This is a genomic window from Pseudoxanthomonas kaohsiungensis, assembly GCF_010211765.1.
Classification (GTDB): domain Bacteria; phylum Pseudomonadota; class Gammaproteobacteria; order Xanthomonadales; family Xanthomonadaceae; genus Pseudoxanthomonas; species Pseudoxanthomonas kaohsiungensis.
On the sequence record NZ_PDWO01000004.1, the window covers coordinates 200462 to 216765 of the forward strand.

The 16304-nt window shown below is 71.4% G+C and carries 17 protein-coding genes; 11 read left to right on the forward strand and 6 right to left on the reverse strand.

Translation table 11 applies throughout. The annotated features are described in order from the left end of the window. Positions 1-94 precede the first annotated feature (94 nt). From CSC66_RS06600 to CSC66_RS06610, 3 genes are read left to right on the forward strand one after another with little or no spacing between them, the layout of a single operon-like run. A complete protein-coding gene (locus tag CSC66_RS06600; protein ID WP_162376593.1) occupies positions 95-1330 on the forward strand; it encodes a sensor histidine kinase in 1236 nt (411 codons plus the stop codon). Further along, positions 1327-2115 (forward strand): LytR/AlgR family response regulator transcription factor, encoded by a 789-nt coding sequence (locus tag CSC66_RS06605; RefSeq protein ID WP_162376594.1) that lies wholly within the window; start codon positions 1327-1329, stop codon positions 2113-2115. Before CSC66_RS06600 ends, CSC66_RS06605 begins: the two co-directional genes overlap by 4 nt. A 43-nt stretch (positions 2116-2158) precedes the next feature. Further along, on the forward strand, positions 2159-2314 hold the full coding sequence (locus CSC66_RS06610; RefSeq protein WP_162376595.1) for a hypothetical protein: 156 nt from the start codon (positions 2159-2161) through the stop codon (positions 2312-2314). Positions 2315-2400: 86 nt separating this feature from the next. On the opposite strand, the gene trxA is transcribed toward CSC66_RS06610, so the two are convergent. Further along, on the reverse strand, positions 2401-3258 hold the full coding sequence (gene trxA / locus CSC66_RS06615; protein ID WP_162376596.1) for a thioredoxin: 858 nt from the start codon (positions 3256-3258) through the stop codon (positions 2401-2403). A gap of 248 nt (positions 3259-3506) precedes the next feature. Between trxA and CSC66_RS17580 the strand changes: the two genes are divergently transcribed. Continuing rightward, positions 3507-3722: a helix-turn-helix transcriptional regulator gene (locus CSC66_RS17580; RefSeq protein WP_274381858.1), complete on the forward strand. Its 216-nt coding sequence runs from the start codon at positions 3507-3509 to the stop codon at positions 3720-3722. Beyond that, positions 3719-4333 (forward strand): DUF998 domain-containing protein, encoded by a 615-nt coding sequence (locus CSC66_RS06625; RefSeq protein ID WP_162376598.1) that lies wholly within the window; start codon positions 3719-3721, stop codon positions 4331-4333. Before CSC66_RS17580 ends, CSC66_RS06625 begins: the two co-directional genes overlap by 4 nt. On the opposite strand, the gene CSC66_RS06630 is transcribed toward CSC66_RS06625, so the two are convergent. Then, on the reverse strand, positions 4314-4565 hold the full coding sequence (locus CSC66_RS06630) for a SemiSWEET transporter (RefSeq protein ID WP_162376599.1): 252 nt from the start codon (positions 4563-4565) through the stop codon (positions 4314-4316). The two genes, CSC66_RS06625 and CSC66_RS06630, sit on opposite strands and share 20 nt — an antisense overlap. Continuing rightward, positions 4562-5884: a metal-dependent hydrolase family protein gene (locus tag CSC66_RS06635; RefSeq protein WP_162376600.1), complete on the reverse strand. Its 1323-nt coding sequence runs from the start codon at positions 5882-5884 to the stop codon at positions 4562-4564. Before CSC66_RS06635 ends, CSC66_RS06630 begins: the two co-directional genes overlap by 4 nt. Before the next feature lie 237 nt (positions 5885-6121). Here CSC66_RS06635 and leuS point away from each other — a divergent pair, with 237 nt between their 5' ends. From leuS to rsfS, 5 genes are all read left to right on the forward strand, one after another. Beyond that, positions 6122-8773 carry a leucine--tRNA ligase gene (gene leuS / locus CSC66_RS06640; protein WP_162376601.1) on the forward strand — a complete coding sequence of 884 codons (2652 nt, stop codon included), beginning with the start codon at positions 6122-6124 and terminating at the stop codon, positions 8771-8773. A 454-nt stretch (positions 8774-9227) separates the two neighbouring features. Next, entirely contained in the window at positions 9228-9944 is a 717-nt protein-coding gene (locus CSC66_RS06645) for an LPS-assembly lipoprotein LptE (protein WP_162376602.1), read from the forward strand. A 13-nt stretch (positions 9945-9957) separates the two neighbouring features. Beyond that, positions 9958-11001, forward strand: coding sequence for a DNA polymerase III subunit delta (gene holA / locus CSC66_RS06650; RefSeq protein WP_162376603.1), 1044 nt, complete (start codon positions 9958-9960; stop codon positions 10999-11001). A gap of 17 nt (positions 11002-11018) precedes the next feature. Further along, positions 11019-11660 carry a nicotinate-nucleotide adenylyltransferase gene (gene nadD, locus CSC66_RS06655; RefSeq protein WP_162376604.1) on the forward strand — a complete coding sequence of 214 codons (642 nt, stop codon included), beginning with the start codon at positions 11019-11021 and terminating at the stop codon, positions 11658-11660. Positions 11661-11729: 69 nt separating this feature from the next. Next, entirely contained in the window at positions 11730-12128 is a 399-nt protein-coding gene (gene rsfS, locus CSC66_RS06660) for a ribosome silencing factor (RefSeq protein ID WP_162376605.1), read from the forward strand. A 24-nt stretch (positions 12129-12152) separates the two neighbouring features. Here the strand turns inward: rsfS and CSC66_RS06665 are convergent, their stop codons facing one another. After that, a complete protein-coding gene (locus CSC66_RS06665) occupies positions 12153-13916 on the reverse strand; it encodes a glycoside hydrolase family 43 protein (protein WP_238394309.1) in 1764 nt (587 codons plus the stop codon). Between the two features lie 117 nt (positions 13917-14033). Here CSC66_RS06665 and rlmH point away from each other — a divergent pair, with 117 nt between their 5' ends. Beyond that, positions 14034-14504, forward strand: a complete 471-nt coding sequence (gene rlmH, locus CSC66_RS06670) for a 23S rRNA (pseudouridine(1915)-N(3))-methyltransferase RlmH (RefSeq protein ID WP_162376606.1) — start codon at positions 14034-14036, stop codon at positions 14502-14504. A 42-nt stretch (positions 14505-14546) separates the two neighbouring features. On the opposite strand, the gene CSC66_RS06675 is transcribed toward rlmH, so the two are convergent. Beyond that, positions 14547-15203 (reverse strand): energy transducer TonB, encoded by a 657-nt coding sequence (locus CSC66_RS06675; protein WP_162376607.1) that lies wholly within the window; start codon positions 15201-15203, stop codon positions 14547-14549. A 272-nt stretch (positions 15204-15475) separates the two neighbouring features. Further along, positions 15476-16192: an SIMPL domain-containing protein gene (locus tag CSC66_RS06680; RefSeq protein ID WP_162376608.1), complete on the reverse strand. Its 717-nt coding sequence runs from the start codon at positions 16190-16192 to the stop codon at positions 15476-15478. Positions 16193-16304: the final 112 nt, after the last annotated feature.

The following is a 16304-nucleotide window of genomic DNA, read 5'->3' on the forward strand; positions in this document are numbered from 1 at the left end:
ACGATCATGGACTTGTTGGCGCCGCTGGCGGTGCTGCTCCTGCTGGTGCCCACGGTCGGGCAGCGCAGGTCGACGGACGACTAGGGAGTCGGGTATGAGTGACGGACCGGGCTATCCGCTGCGACAGGTGCTGCCGGCCGAGGTGCTGGTCGGCGGCAACGCGGTGTGGAGCCGCTATCGCCAGTACCCGGTGTTCAGCGCACGCTGGCTGGCGGGGCGCAGCCTTCTGTTCTGCAGCGTCCTGGCCGTGGTCACGGCCTTCACCGGCGCGGGCGTCGGGCTGGCGACCCGGGATCCGCTGATCGGCGCGAAGGCGGGGTTGGCCCAGCTTGTCGCTTTCAGCCTGATGGCGATGCTCGGTCCGGCGCTGGCGACCGTGGTCCGCCATCGGCGCTGGCCCGAATCGCGCGAGCGCAAGGCGGTGGTGCTGGCGGTGCTCGCGGGTATGGTGCTGAGCTATGGGATCGACAAGGTCGCCTCGGGCTATGTGATGTCGCTGGTCAACCCGCAGCTGACTGCGCTGGGCATGGTGCCGCCCAAGGCCGCCGAGGCGGGGATGGTGCTCAAGGCATTCGGACTTGCACTGAACATCGCCGCACTCATCGTGGTCTACGGCCTGTTCGGCGGTGGCCTGGCGCTGCGCGCCTACTTCAGCGAGCGGCGTCGCTGGGACGAGCACCGCCATGCGCGCAGGCTCGACGAGATGACCGGGCGGGTGCGCGAGGCCGACCTGCGCCTGGGCGTGCTGCAGGCGCAGGTGGAGCCCCACTTCCTGTTCAACACCCTGGCCTCGGTGCGCGCGCTGGTGCGGCAGGACCCGGCCCAGGCAGAAGCCACGCTCGATGCGCTGGTGGCGTTCCTGCGCGCGACCATCCCCAAGCTGCGCGACGACAGCGGCCTGCACTCCACGCTCGGCCAGCAGCTGGACATCTGCGCCAGCTACCTGGCGTTGATGCAGGTGCGCATGGGAGGGCGCCTGTCCTACTCGGTGGACGCCGATGCGGCGCTGCGCACGCTGCCGTTCCCCCCGTCGCTGTTGATCACCCTGGTGGAGAACGCGATCAAGCATGGCATCGAGCCGCGGCCGGGACCGGGGCGGATCGAGGTGGCCGCGGTGTGCCAGGGCGATCGGCTGCGCGTGCGCGTCGTCGACGACGGCGCGGGCCTGCAGCCGGGCATCGGCGGTGGCATGGGACTGGCCAACGTGCGCGAGCAGCTGGCCCATCGCTTCGGCGCACGGGCCCGCCTGAGCCTGGAGCCGGCGAACGGCCACGGAGCCGTTGCGCAGATCGAGCTGCCGCTGGATGCGTTGGCCGGAGCGGCGGCATGAGCGCCCGTTCCCCCCAGCCGGCGACCGCGCTGATCGCCGAGGACGAGGCGCCGCAGCGGCGCGCATTGCACGAGCAGTTGCTGCAGGCTTGGCCCGGACTGGAAATCGTGGCGGTCTGCGAGGACGGCGTTTCGGCGCTGGAAGCGGCGACGACCCATCGTCCCACCGTGGCCTTCCTCGACATCCGCATGCCCGGGGTGAGCGGCCTGGACGTGGCGCGGGCGGTGGTGGAGCAGGGCGGGCTGGTGGTGTTCACCACCGCGTACGACGACTACGCGGTACGCGCATTCGATGCCGGCGCGGTCGACTACCTGCTCAAGCCGGTGCAGCCGGCGCGCCTGGAGCAGGCGGTGGCGCGGCTGCGCGAGCGCCTCCAGGAACGTCGTGCCGGCGCCGATGGCCCGGACCTGCATGCGCTGATCGATGGCCTGGAGTCGCGGCTGCGCCCGCAGGGCGAGCGGTTGATCCGCTGGATCAGCGCCAGCGCCGGCGACAGCGTGCGCATGTTCGGCATCGACGAGGTGCTGTTCTTCCAGGCGCAGGAGAAGTACGTGCGCGTGGTCGCCGGCAGCGGCGAAGGCGTGATCCGCACGCCGCTGAAGGACCTGCTGGCCGGGCTGGACCCGGACGCCTTCTGGCAGGTGCATCGCGGCACGGTGGTGCGCGTGCAGGCGATCGACCGGGTATCGAAGAACGAACTGGGCCGGCATAGCCTGAGCCTGAAAGGCCATGCCGAACGTTTGCCGGTCAGTGGCGCGTTCCTGCACCGCTTCCGCGGGATGTAGGCTTGCGCGGAAAACCTGTTGCCAGAGGATCCCGGGGGCTGCGATGGAACACTTGCGCGCGCTCTACAACGTCCCGGCCGGCCTGCGCATCCTGGTCGCCTTGCAGGCGGCCTTCGTTGCCGCATGCCTGCCCGCGCTTGCGCGCGCCACCGGTATCGGCCCGGGCTTCGTGGCGGTGGCGCTGGCCGGTGCGTTCTGAGCGTCGATCGCGATCTTCGGCCGCGATCGCCGGGCCATTCCGCGCTGAGGTCACCGGGGCGGGCCATGTCGCCCCGGCGCCGTGGTTCAGAACAGCAGCGACGCCATCCTGCGCCGGTACTGGCCGACCAGGTCCTCGTCCTCGACGATGCGGAAGGCGTCGATGAGCGCTTTCTTCGGCAAGCCATCCTCGTAGCCGCGGTCGCGGCGCAGCATCTCGATCAGCTGCTCCAGCCCGGCGGCCGGATCGCCGCCGACCAGGTGGTGCACGGCCAGCAGGTGGCGCGCCTTGAGGTCGCCCTCGTTGGCGGCGATGGCCTGCTCGAGCACCGGCACCGGCGGGGCATCCTTGAGCAGGGCGGCGAAGCCCAGGCGCGCGCGGGCGCGGACCGCGCGGTCGTCGGTGGACAGGTTGGCGGGCAGCGCGTCGAGCAGCTGCTCGGCTTCGCCGGCCGCGCCCGTTCTCAGCAGCGCCAGCGCCAGGTCGAGCTTCAGCTCGGCCTTGTCCGGCTCGGCCTCCACCGCGTGGCGCAGGCGGACCACCTCGGCGTGCGGATCCAGCGGTGCCAGTTCGGCCGGCCCGGCATCGGCAGCCGCCAGCGGCTCGACGCCGTGCTGCTGCAGGAACTGGCGCAGCTGGCCTTCCGGCAGCGCGCCCTGGAAGGCATCGACCGGCTGCCCGCCGATCAGCAGGAACACGGTCGGCACCGAACGGATCTGGAACGCCGCGGCGATCTGCTGTTCCTTGTCGACGTCGACCTTGGCCAGCACGAACGCACCGCCGTACTCGCCGGCCAGCTTCTCCAGGATCGGAGTTAGCGACTTGCACGGCCCGCACCAGGTCGCCCAGAAGTCGACCAGCACCGGCGTCTGCATCGATTTCTGCAGGACTTCGGTCTCGAAGGTATCGGTGGTGATGTCGACGACGTGGGGCAGGTCGGCCATGGGGCTTCCGGTGTGGGGACTGTGGATGGCGCCGAGATGGTGCCGGGCGGGCCAGCTTACAAGTCGATGTCAACTCGAGTTGACATCGGCCGGCCGGAATGTAACGTATGGCTTACCTCCTGTCCGGCAAGGGCGGCTTCGATGGAAGTGACGTTCCGCTCCAGGTTCTGCTGCCTGCGGGCCCGGCGAGGGCGCCTCGCCGGCGCCTCGCCCGGCGGGCGCCGGACGCATCACCGCGAGGTACACGCGTGACCGGCACGCCGATCGGCAACGACATCCGCCGCTGGCGCTCCGAGCGCGGCGAGATGACCCAGAAGGCGCTGGCCGACGCCTGCGGGGTGACCCGCCAGGCCATCATCGCGCTGGAGGCGGGGCGCTATGCTCCGTCGCTGGAGCTGGCGTTCCGCATCGCCCGCGCGTTCGGCGTCGGCGTGGAAGACGTCTTCCATTGGAGGAATGCATGAGCCTGTCGGCGAGACTCCGGCTGCCGGTCGCGCTGGCGGCGATCGCCAGCGTCGTCATCGCCGCGCTGCTGGCGGGCATGGCCACCGAGGGCTACTCGCAGCTGCGCCATCCGCTGGGCTGGCTGGGCGCCCGGCAGCTGGGCGTGCCCGGCACGCTGTTCGGGCTGTTCGCGTTCGTGCTGCCTGGCTTGGGCGGCGCCTGGCTGGCGCTGGAGCTCCGGGGACGCCTGCCCGCCGCGGCCGGCTGGGCGGCACGGATCGGCACGCAGCTCGCCTTGCTGGCGGCATTGGGTTTCGCCGCGCAGGGGGTGCTGCCGCTGGACCTGGAGGCGGTCGACGAAGGCGCCAGCCGCCTGCATGCCACCGCCTGGCTCCTTTGGGCGCTGGCGTTCCCGCTGGGCGCGCTGTTGCTGGCCGGCGGCCTGTGGCGGATGGGTGGATGGCGCCGCTTCGCCGCGCTCACCGCGCTGGCCGGCATGCTGGTGGTGGCCGGCGGGTTCCTCGGCAGCGGCTGGATCGGCGCCGCCGGCGCGCAGCGCGTGGCGTTCGCCGCATGGCTGGGCTGGGGCGTGCTGGCGGCACTGGCGCCGCTCAACCGTGGCGCAGCTTGAGTCCCAGGATCAGCAGCGCCAGCACCAGGGTGACGACGTTGGAGAAGATCATCGGCCAGGACCCGAGCACGATGCCGTAGGCCAGCCAGAAGCACAGGCCGGCGGTGAACACCACGTACATGCCCAGCGAGATCCCCTTGGTGTCGCGCGTGCGCAGGGTCTTGAGCGCCTGCGGTACGAACGCGACCGTGGTCAGCGTCGCGGCGACATAGCCGACCCATTCACCGCTCATGGCGCACCCGCGGCACCGTTGTCGTCCGGCCGCCGGTAGACGGTGCCGTCCTTCATCACGAAGTCCACCTTCATCACCTGCGCGATGTCGGCCAGCGGATCGCCGGGCACGGCGACGATGTCGGCGCGCTTGCCGGCCTCGATCACGCCCTGGTCGTCCACGCCCAGCACCTCGGCGGCGCGGATCGTCGCGGCCTGCAGCGCGACCGCCGCCGGCATGCCGGCCTCGACCATGTAGATGAACTCGCGCGCGTTGTCGCCGTGCGGGCCGACGCCCATGTCGGTGCCGAAGCCGATCTTGACCCCGGCCTTGTACGCCCGGGCGAACGTGTCCTGGATCTGCGCGCCGATCCGCGCCGCCTTCGGTCGCACGACGTCGGGGAAGTAGCCGTCGATCCTGGCCTTGTCGGCGACGAAACGGCCGGCGTAGATGGTCGGCACGTACCAGGTGCCGCGCTGCTTCATCAGCCGCACCACCTCGTCGTCCATGTAGGTGCCGTGCTCGATGCTGGTCACGCCCGCCAGCACCGCGCGCTTCATGCCCTCGGTGCCGTGCGCGTGGGCGGCCACCCGGTAGCCGTAGTCGCGGGCGGTGTCGACCACCGCCTTGACCTCGTCGACGGTGAACTGCGGCGCGTCGCCGGACTTCGCGTACGAGAGCACGCCACCGGTGGCGGTGATCTTGATCACGTCGCTGCCTTCCTTGTAGCGCTGGCGCACCGCCTGGCGGGCGTCGTCGATCGAATTGATCACGCCTTCGGTCGGGCCGGGCGGGCCGAGCAGGTGGGACAGGGTGGAGTTGTAGCCGTTGGTGGGGTCGGCATGGCCGCCAGTGGTGGCGATCGACTTGCCGGCAGCGAAGATGCGTGGGCCGCGCACCCGGCCCTGGTTCACCGCGTCGCGCAGGTGCGGGGCGACTTCGCCGCCCAGGTCGCGCACGCTGGTGAAGCCGGCCAGCAGGGTCTTCTCGGCGTAGCCGACGCTGCGCAAGGCGTAGTCGACCGGGTCCAGGCGGAACCCCTCCGAATAGCTCTGCGGGCTGGACTGGTCCTCCAGGTGCACGTGCAGGTCGGTCCAGCCGGGCATGCAGGTGTGGCCGCGCAGGTCGACCGCGCCACGGCTGGACGTGGCGGGGATGCCGGCGGCGAGCGCCGCGATCCGGCCGTCGCGCACGCTCACCGTGTGCGGACCCGCCAGCCGCCCGCTGCGCGCGTCGAACAGCTGGCCGCAATGCAGTTCAGTGCTGGCCGGCGGCGGCGTGGACTGGGCGAGGGCGGAGCAGGGGGCAAGCAGGGCGAGCGGCAGCAGCAGGGCGCGCATTCGATGGGTCTCCGGAAGATGAATCGATGGTAGCCGGAGCAACGGTGGCCGCGGGCGGTGCCTGCCCGGCGGAAATGGCCAGCGTCCTGGTGGCCTCGGCGGAGGCCGGCCGGTGCCGGGTCGCCGGCCCGCCGGATACGCCCGCGGGGCGTGGGCGCCGTCGAGGGGGTTCAAGGTGGAGCCCCATGCTGCGCTGCGGTACCCTTGGCGACTTTGCCGCAGCCACCGCGACCCGCAATGTCCGCCGTTCCCGAAAACGTCCCGTCCTACGATCCCAAGCCGGTGGAAGCCGCCGCCCAGGCCTTCTGGGACGGCACCCGCGCCTTCGAGGTCGACGAAGCCTCCGACAAGCCCAAGTACTACTGCCTGTCGATGCTGCCGTACCCGTCCGGCGCGCTGCACATGGGCCACGTGCGCAACTACACCATCGGCGACGTGATCAGCCGCTACAAGCGCATGACCGGGCACAACGTGCTGCAGCCGATGGGCTGGGACGCGTTCGGCCTGCCGGCGGAGAACGCGGCGATCAAGAACAGGGTCGCGCCGGCGAAGTGGACCTACCAGAACATCGCGCACATGCGCAGCCAGCTCAAGTCGCTGGGCTACGCGATCGACTGGTCGCGCGAGTTCGCGACCTGCTCGCCGGACTACTACGTCCACGAGCAGCGCATGTTCACCCGGCTGATGCGCAAGGGCCTGGCCTACCGCAAGAACTCGGTGGTGAACTGGGACCCGGTCGACCAGACCGTGCTGGCCAACGAGCAGGTGATCGACGGCCGCGGCTGGCGTTCGGGCGCGCTGGTGGAGAAGCGCGAGATCCCGCAGTGGTTCCTGCGCATCACCGACTACGCCCAGGAACTGCTCGACGGCCTGGACAACCTGCCGGGCTGGCCGGAGTCGGTCAAGACCATGCAGCGCAACTGGATCGGCCGCTCCGAGGGCCTGGAGATCCAGTTCGACGTGCTGGACGGCGCCGGCAACGCGCTGGAGCCGATCCGCGTGTTCACCACCCGCCCGGACACGCTGATGGGCGTGACCTTCGTTTCCATCGCCGGCGAACACCCGCTGGCGCTGAGGGCCGCGGCGGGCAATCCGGCGCTGGCTTCGTTCCTGGAGGAACTCAAGCATGGCGGCGTGTCCGAGGCCGAGCTGGAGACCCAGGAGAAGCGCGGCATCGACACCGGTCTGAAGGCGGTGCATCCGGTCACCGGCGAGCAGGTGCCGATCTGGGTCGCCAACTTCGTGCTGATGGGCTACGGCACCGGCGCGGTGATGGCGGTGCCCGGCCACGACCAGCGCGACTTCGAGTTCGCCAACAACTACGGCCTGCCGATCGTGCAGGTGATCGCGTTGAAGGAACCGAAGAACGACGACGAGCGGTCCTGGGATCCGACCACCTGGCGCGACTGGTACGGCGACAAGACCCGCGCCGACCTCGAGCTGGTGAACTCAGGCGAATTCGACGGCCTGGACTACTGGGGCGCGTTCGAAGCCCTGGCCGAGCGCTTCGAGCGGCAGGGTCGCGGCCAGCGCCGGGTCAACTACCGGCTGCGCGACTGGGGCGTGAGCCGCCAGCGCTACTGGGGCTGCCCGATCCCGGTGATCTACTGCGAGCGCTGCGGCGCGGTGCCGGTACCGGAGGACCAGCTCCCGGTGGTGCTGCCCGAGGACGTGGAGTTCAGCGGGATGGGTTCCCCGATCAAGACCGACCCGCAGTGGCGCAAGACCACCTGCCCGGACTGTGGCGGCGCGGCCGAGCGCGAGACCGACACCTTCGACACCTTCATGGAGTCGAGCTGGTACTACGCGCGCTACACCTCGCCCAAGGCCCGCGACATGGTCGACAAGCGCGGCAACTACTGGCTGCCGGTGGACCAGTACATCGGCGGCATCGAGCACGCGATCCTGCACCTGATGTACTTCCGCTTCTACCACAAGCTCCTGCGCGACGCGCGCATGGTGGACAGCGACGAGCCGGCGACCAACCTGCTGACCCAGGGCATGGTCATCGCCGACACCTATTATCGGCAGAACGCGGACGGCTCGAAGGACTGGATCAACCCGGCCGACGTGGACGTCCAGCGCGACGAGCGCGGCCGCATCACCGGCGCCACGTTGGCGGCCGACGGCCAGCCCGTGCTGGTGGGCGGCACCGAGAAGATGTCCAAGTCGAAGAACAACGGCGTCGACCCGCAGGCGATGGTCGACAAGTACGGCGCCGACACGGTGCGCCTGTTCTCGATGTTCGCCGCGCCGCCGGAGCAGTCGCTGGAATGGAACGAGGCCGGCGTCGACGGCATGGCGCGCTTCCTGCGCCGGCTGTGGACCCAGGTGCAGAAGCACGTGGCCGACGGCGCGGCCCCGGCGCTGGACGCGGCCGCGCTGGACGGCGCGCAGAAGGCGCTGCGCCGCAAGACCCACGAGACCATCGACAAGGTCGGTCATGATTATGGCCGCCGCCACAGCTTCAACACCGCGATCGCCGCGGTGATGGAGCTGATGAATGCCGTGGCGAAGTTCGACGACGCCAGCCCCGCCGGTCGGGCCGTGCGCCAGGAGGCGCTGGAGGCGGCGGTGCTGCTGCTCAACCCGATCACCCCGCATTCCAGCCATGCGCTGTGGCAGCTGTTGGGCCATGCGCAGGCGCTGCTGGAGGACGTGCCGTTCCCGCAGGCCGATCCGGCCGCGCTGGTCCGCGACGCCGTCACCCTGGCGGTGCAGGTCAACGGCAAGCTGCGCGGCACCATCGAGGTCGCCGCCGACGCCCCGCGCGAGCAGGTCGAGGCCCTCGCCAGGGCCGAACCGAACACCGCCAAGTTCCTGGAAGGCCTGGCCGTGCGCAAGGTGATCGTGGTGCCGGGCAAGATCGTCAACATCGTGGCGGGGTAGATCGCCAGCGGCGATCTACGCCCCAAAGTTCCGCTCGCGGAACTTTGGGCCCCGCGCCTGAGCACCCATCCCCCATCCGCGCTATGCGCGGATCGCCCCCAACCAGGGGGCTTGAACGCTGGATTGCATGCGTGGCGCGGTGCGCTCTCTCAACGCGCCTCGATCCGGTGACTGCGGATTGATCGCGGCCGACTGCGGAGCGTTGGGCCGCCGCTTGGTTCCGAACCGAACGCTCTCGCCAGCGATTCTTGGAGCAACCTTCGTCAGCCCCCGAGTCGGGGGCGATCGGCGCTTGGCGCGGAATAGGGGAGGGAGAACAGGACTGGGGCCCGGGTTTCCACAGGAAACCCGTGGCATGGGCGGCCCACGGGCGGTCGCGTGCTCCACGTTCACGTGGAGTACGGCAGGCTGGGGCCTGTTGCCGCTCCCTGCCGGCTCGTCCAGACTTGCGCCCATGATCCGACCCGCCTTGTCCGTCTTCCTCGTTGTGGCCTTGGCCGGCTGCGGCTTCCACCTGCGCGACAAGTTGGCGCTGCCGGAGGACACGCCACCGGTGCAGGTGGTTTCGACCACGCCGTACAGCGAACTCGTGACCATCCTCGAGCGCAACCTGCGCAATGCCGGCGCCACCGTCGCGCCGCGCGAGCCGGCCAGACCGACCGGCGCCGTGCCGGCCTCGACCACGCCTGCGCCGAAGATGGCGCGGCTGGACGTGCTGTCCGAACGCTGGGGTGACCTGCCGATCGCTATCGACGAGCAGGGCCGCGCCCAGGAGTTCAGCCTGCGCTACGCCACCATCTTCACCTTCCGCCTGGCCGATGGCACGGTCCTGGTGCCGCAGCAGGTGGTGGAGCTGTCGCGCGACTACGTGTCGCCGCCGGAGGATGCCACCGGCACCAGCACCGAGCGCGAGATCCTGGCCGACGAGCTGCGTCGCGAGATGGCCGCGTCGATCATGCGCCGCATCGACAGCGTGGTCCGCGCCAACCTGGCCCGCGAGGCCGCCGCGGCGGCCGAGCCCGGCGATGACGCATCGCCCGTGGTGGAGCCCGCATCTGCGCCGGGCGCATCCCCGGCCATGCCGTCGCTGCCGGAGGCACCGCCGGCAGATGCGGACGTGGATGCGGATGCGGAGCCGGCGCCCGCGGCCGCGCCGACGTCCACGCCGTGAGGGGCGTGCGCTGATGGAACTGCGGCCCGACCAGCTGGCCGCCCAGGCCGCCGGCCAGCCGCTGCGGCCGGTCTACCTGGTCGCCGGATCGGAAACGCTGCTCGTCCTGGAGGCGGCCGATGCGATCCGCGCGCGCGCGCGCAGCGAAGGCATCGAGCGCGAAGTCTTCGACGCCGACGGCCGCGAGCCGGACTGGGACGCGCTGTCGGCCAGTTTCAACGCCCCGAGCCTGTTCAGCAGCCGCCGCCTGATCGAACTGCGCCTGCCATCGGGCAAGCCGGGCAAGGCCGGCGCCGAGGTGATCGGCGAGTTCTGCGCCGATCCGCCCGGCGATGTCACGCTCCTGATCGTCGCCGGCGACTGGAGCAAGGCCCACCACGGCAAGTGGGTCGACGCGGTGTCGCGCGTGGGCGTGGTCTCGGTCGCCTGGCCGGTCAAGCCGCACGAACTGCCGGGCTGGATCGACCGGCGCCTGCGCGAGCGCGGCCTGCGTGCAGCGCCCGACGCGGTGCAGGGACTGGCCGAACGCGTGGAGGGCAACCTGCTTGCCGCCGCGCAGGAAATCGACAAGCTGGCGCTGCTGGCGCCGGAAGGCATCCTGGACCTGGAGCGGATGCAGTCGCTGGTGGCCGACGCGGCGCGCTACGACGTGTTCCGCCTGCTCGAATCCGCCCTGTCCGGGCAGCCGGCGCAGGTGCGGCGCATGCTCGCCGGCCTGCGTGCCGAAGGCGAGCAGGTCGCCGGCCTGATGCCGATGGTGATCCGCGAGCTGCTGCGCGCCGCCACGCTGGCACGGGCGCAGGCGCGCGGCGCCAACCTGGCCGCGGAAATGAAGTCGCAAGGCCTGTGGGAGTCCCGCCAGGCGCCGTTCAAGCGCGCCTTGCAGCGCCACGCCACGCCGCTGCGCTGGAACCGCTTCGCCGCCTACGCCTCGCGCATCGATCGCGCCGCCAAGGGGCGCGGCGCCGGCGAGCCCTGGCAGTTGCTGGAACGGCTGTTGCTGGCCATCGCCGAGCAGGCGCCGGCCACGCGGCTGCTGGCCGGCGCCGGTCGCTGAGCGGGCGCTGTCCTGTCGTGCTGGCGATCTGGTACGGCGGCACCTTCGATCCGGTGCACAACGGCCACCTGGCCATCGCCCGCGCCGCGGCCGATACCTTCGGCGTGCCGGTGACGCTGGTGCCGGCCGCCGATCCGCCGCACCGGACCGCGCCCGGTGCCGATGCCGCGCAGCGGGCGCACATGCTCGACCTGGCCGTGGCGGGCGACCGTCGCCTGCGCGTGGACCGGCGCGAACTCCAACGCCCCGGCCCTTCGTGGACGGTGGACACCCTGCGCGAACTGCGTGCGGAGCGCGGCGCGGCGGCGCCGCTGGCCTTGCTGGTGGGCGCCGACAGTTTCCGCTCGCTGCCGACCTGGAAGCACTGGCGGCAGTTGCCCGAACTGGCCCATTTCATCGTGGCCGGCCGCGACTCGGACGGGGACGCGCCGCTGTCGAGCGACCTGGCGGGCGAAGTCGAGGGCCGCTGGACCGACGATCCGGCCGAGCTGGCCACCCGCCCCGCCGGTCGCGTGTATGCCCTGCGGCAGCCGTTGCGCGCCGAATCGGCCACCGCGGTGCGCCGGGCCATCGCCGAAGGCGACCCGGCCTGGCCGGACCAGGTGCCGCCGGAGGTGGAGGCCTGGATCCGGACCGAGGGCCTGTATCGGCGCCCATGAACACGGCCCGCTCACCCGGGCCGGTATAATCGCCGCGTGTCCCGCCCCCGCCGTTCCGCAGAGTCCTCCTTGAGCAACCAAGCCCACGTCATCAAGACCCGCCTTCCCGAACCGCCGCCGCCCGTCGATGTCCTGCTGGCGAACGTGCGCGCCGCGGTGGAGGAGATCAAGGCCAAGGATGTCGTCGAGATCGACGTGCGCGGCAAGACCAGCGTCGCCGACCACCTGGTGATCGTCTCGGGCACCTCCACCCGGCACGTGAAGTCGATCGCCGACGAGGTGATCAAGTTCGCCAAGAAGCTCGGCGCGATGCCGCTGGGCGTGGAAGGCGAGCGCGAGGCCGAATGGGTGCTGGTCGACCTGGGCGACGTGATCGTCCACGTGATGCTGCCGCGCGTGCGCGAGTTCTACGCGCTGGAGCGGCTGTGGACGGTGGGCGACGAGCCGGAAGAAGCTGGCCCGGCCTGACGCTCTTCGGTAGGAGCCCGGCGCCTACAACGGCGATTCCCGCCGCGCGGCATGCAGGCCGAACACCGCGCCGGTGAAGCCGCCGGCCACCGCCGTGCTGAGCAGGGTGCCATCCAGGCGGCCTGCGAGCGACTGCCATTGCCCCTGCCGGGTGGCGTACTCGAAGTCGTACTCCGCTCCGCGCGCACGGATGCGCAGGTACAGCGGCTGACCGGCGGCGGCCGCCGGCAACGGCACCGAGGCCAGCCGCGTGCCCGTCCGCGCTTCGTCATTGCGGCGGCCGTCGCGGCGGTCCAGCACCACCCTCGGCGCGCCGTTCTCGCGGGTCACGGCCAGCAGGTACCAGAAGTCCTCGTTCTGGAACGCGGCCAGGCCGGCGATGTCGCCGTCGCGCCGTGGCGCGAAGCGGACCACGGTGGAGGCGAGCGCGTCCTGGTGCTGCTGCCGGCGCGCGAGGAACGAGGGATTGTCGCGCTTGCCCAGGCCCACCGCGCGGGCCTGCAGGTGCAGGGCCTGGCCGTCGAGCCGGTACCACCGCTGCCGCGGGTTGCGCACCGTGATCCACTCCAGCGGCAGCTGCCGGCCTTCGAAGCCGACGCGGACCGCGAAGCTGCCGCTGGTGGGCACCGGCGCGCTGCCCGCCGGCAGCGCCGGCGCGTCCAGCACCCAGGGAATCCGTTCACCGGGCGCGGTGATCCGCGGCCAGCCGTCCTCCCATCGCACCGGCATCAGGAAGGTTTCGCGTCCGGTGTTGACGAAGTGACCGGTGTTCGGCGGATACGGGCGGTTGCCGAGGAACACCGCCCACCAGTCGCCGTCCTGGGTCTGCACGAAGTCGGCATGCCCGGCCGAAGTGACCGGCAGCGGGCGATCGCGCGGCAGGTCGCGCTGGGTCAGGACCGGGTTGTCGGACCACGCCTCGTAGGGTCCGGTCACCTCGCGGCTGCGCAGGACCACCTGCTGGTGCATCTCGCCGGTGCCGCCCTCGGCGGCGGTCAGGTAATACCAGCCGTCCTTCTTGAACAGGTGCGGGCCTTCGACGTACTCCGGCTTCTGCGCGGGCACCACGCCGCCGTCGAGCAACACCCGGCGCGGGCCGATCGTGCGCAGCGCCTTGGCGTCGAACTCCTGCAGCCAGATCGCGCGGTGGCCGGGATAGCGTTCCTGGCCGCCCTCGGGCAGGTCGTTGTTGACGATCCACGCGCGGCCGTCGTCGTCGAAGAACAGCGACGGGTCGATGCCGCCGGCCAGGTCCGGCAGCCAGGCCGGGTCCGACCACGGCCCTGCCGGATCGCGCGCGGTCAGCACGAAGTTGCCGCCGCACGCCGGGAAGCAGGTGTTGGTGATGTAGAAGAGGCCGTCGTGGTACTCGATCGCGGGTGCGAACACGCCGTTGACCAGGTCGTGCCTGCCGAAGTCGAGCTGGTCGGCGCGGTCGATGGCATTGCCGATCTGGGTCCAGTTCACCAGGTCGCGGCTGTGGAACACGGGGATCCCCGGGAACCAGCCGAAGGTGGAGTTCACGAGGTAGTAGTCGGCGCCGACGCGGACCACGCTCGGATCGGGATAGAAGCCCTTCAGCACCGGATTGCGGAACTGGCCCGGGCCCGGTGCGTAACGGGCGTCGGCCGGGTCGCTGCCTTCGTACTCGAACCAGTCGAACGAGGCCTCCAGCGGCGCGTCGTGCCCGTCGCCGGCGGAAGCGTGCGCCGGCGCGGCCGCGGCCGTCGTGGAAGCCAGCAGCAGCGCGGCGATGCCGGCCTGCAAGGCGTGACCGATCCGGCCCATGCGTACTCCCTCCATGACGCCCGCACGATGCGGGGCGCGGCGGAACGTAGCACGCGCATGCCGCGGCATATCAGCGCTCACGCCGCGGAATAACTCGCCGGCGATATCATGGCGGCCATGAAGGCACGACTGATCGCCACCGGCGAACGCGCTCCGTCCTGGGTGGCCGAAGGCTTCGGCGAATACCGCAAGCGGCTCTCGCACTGGCTGCCGCTGGAACTGGTCGAGGTCGAGCCGGGCCTGCGCGGCAAGGGACGCGACCCCCAGCGCGCGATCGAGGACGAGGGCAGGCGCGTGCTCGCCGCCTTGCCGAAGAACGCGCACGTGGTCGCGCTCGACGTGCCCGGCCGCGCCTGGTCCTCGGAGCAGCTGGCCCAGCGCATGGAACACTGGCGCCAGCAGGGCCGCGACCTGGCGTTCCTGGTCGGCGGCCCCGAAGGCCACGCGCCGGATGTGCTCGCCGCCGCTTCCGAATCCTGGTCGCTCGGCCCGCTGACGCTGCCGCACATGCTGGTGCGCCTGCTGGTGGCCGAGCAGCTGTACCGCGCCGCCGCGCTGCTGGCCAACCATCCCTACCACCGCGCCTGACGGCGCTGGCTCGATGCCCGGGCGACGCGCCCGGGCGCGACTTCATTGCAGGCTGAAGTCGATCGGCACCAGCCCCCAGGCCTGCACCGGCCGGCCGTCGTGCATCGCCGGCTCGAAGCGCCAGCGCTGCTGCACGTGCCGCACCGCCTCGCGGTCCAGCGAGCGATGCCCGCTGCTGCGGTCGACCACTACCTGCAGCGGCCGGCCGTCGACATCGACCAGCACGCGCAGCAGCACCGTGCCTTCGGCGCCGCTGGCGATCGCATCGCGCGGATAGCGCGGCGGCGGGGCGACCGCATAGCGCAGCTGCGTGCCCTGCAGCGGGCCGCCGATGTCGGGCGCCACGACGTCGGCCGGACCGGCGAGGTCGGCGGGCGGGTCGGCCTGCAACGTGCCCTGGTCGACCACCGCCGGTGTCGTCACCGCTGCGGTGCGCTGCACGGGCGTCGTTGTGCGCGGAGGGACGACGTCGGGTTTCGGCGCGACGGGCTGCGGCGGCAACGGGGTGACCGGAACGACCTGCCGCACTTCCCAGCGGGTAGGCGCAGGTTCCGGGTCCTTGCCCAGCGGAGGTGTCTGGCTCAACGGCAACAGCAGTACCAGCAGCGCCAGGACATGCACGGCCATCGCGAAGCTGATGGCGAGGATGCGCGAGGGGTCCAGGCGGGGGGAGACATCGGACGGCAGCGTGCGAACCATGATCCACCTCCATTGCGGGAATGACGGGAGGAACAACGCACGGACAGGGCGGCCGGGGTTGGCCGCGATGGCCGGTTCCAGACTGCGCCCGCCCCCGCGGTGATGGCAATCCCCTGCCAGGCGGCCTGGACGAAAGGCGTACAGGTTGGCCAGCCGGCCGCGCCGGCATGCCGGCGCAGCGTTGGCGAAGCCAGCGGAATCGGACCCGAACCGTTCCGCCAAAAAGCGAAGCCCGGCCGGAGCCGGGCTTCGCCTGCCGCGTGCCGGTGGCCTCAGCGGCCCAGTTCGAACACCACGTCCAGTTGCACCGAGACGCTGCTTTCGCCGGCCGCGACCGGGGTGCTGCCGTCGAAGGCTTCGGCCTTCATCGCCATGCGCGGCATCGGCACCGGCATGCCTGCGCCACCCTCGCTGATGCTGACGATGCGACGCACGCGCAGACCCAGGGTGTCGGCGTAGGTGGCCGCGCGCGCCTGTGCCTGCTTGAGCGCGTCCGCGCGCGCCTGGTCGAACAGCGGCTCCGGATCGTCGATGCCGAAGCTCGGGCCGTTGATCTGGTTGGCGCCGCTGGCCACCAGCGCATCGAGCACCTGGCCCATCTTCGCCACGTCGCGCAGCTTCACCGTCACGGTGTTGCTGGCCTGGTAGCCGGTGATCCGCGGCGGCTGGTTCTCCTCGTAGCGGTACTGCGGATTGAGGTTGATGCCGCTGGTCTGCACGTCCTTGGCGGCCACCCCGGCGGCCTTGACCGCGGCCAGCACGCGGCTCATCTGTTCGGCGTTCTGGCGCATGGCGGTGTTGCCGTCGGCAGCCTGGGTGACGACGCCGGCCGAGACGGTGGCGATGTCGGGGGCGCGCCGGGCCTCGGCCTGGGACGAGACCGAGAGCAGGGTGGCGTCGGCGGGCACGGTCGGGGTGGCCTGTGCGCCGGCGACCGCCGGGGCGGACAGGGCCATGGCGGCGAGCAGGGCGACGAACGGGTGGCGCATCGGATTCTCCTTGTCGGGTTTTCAGGGTCCGCACGGGACTGCGCGGCAGGGTCGGGTCGGGGGGATGAACGCGCCGTGAGCCCGGATGGGGTCGGACCCCCGGGACGGGCAT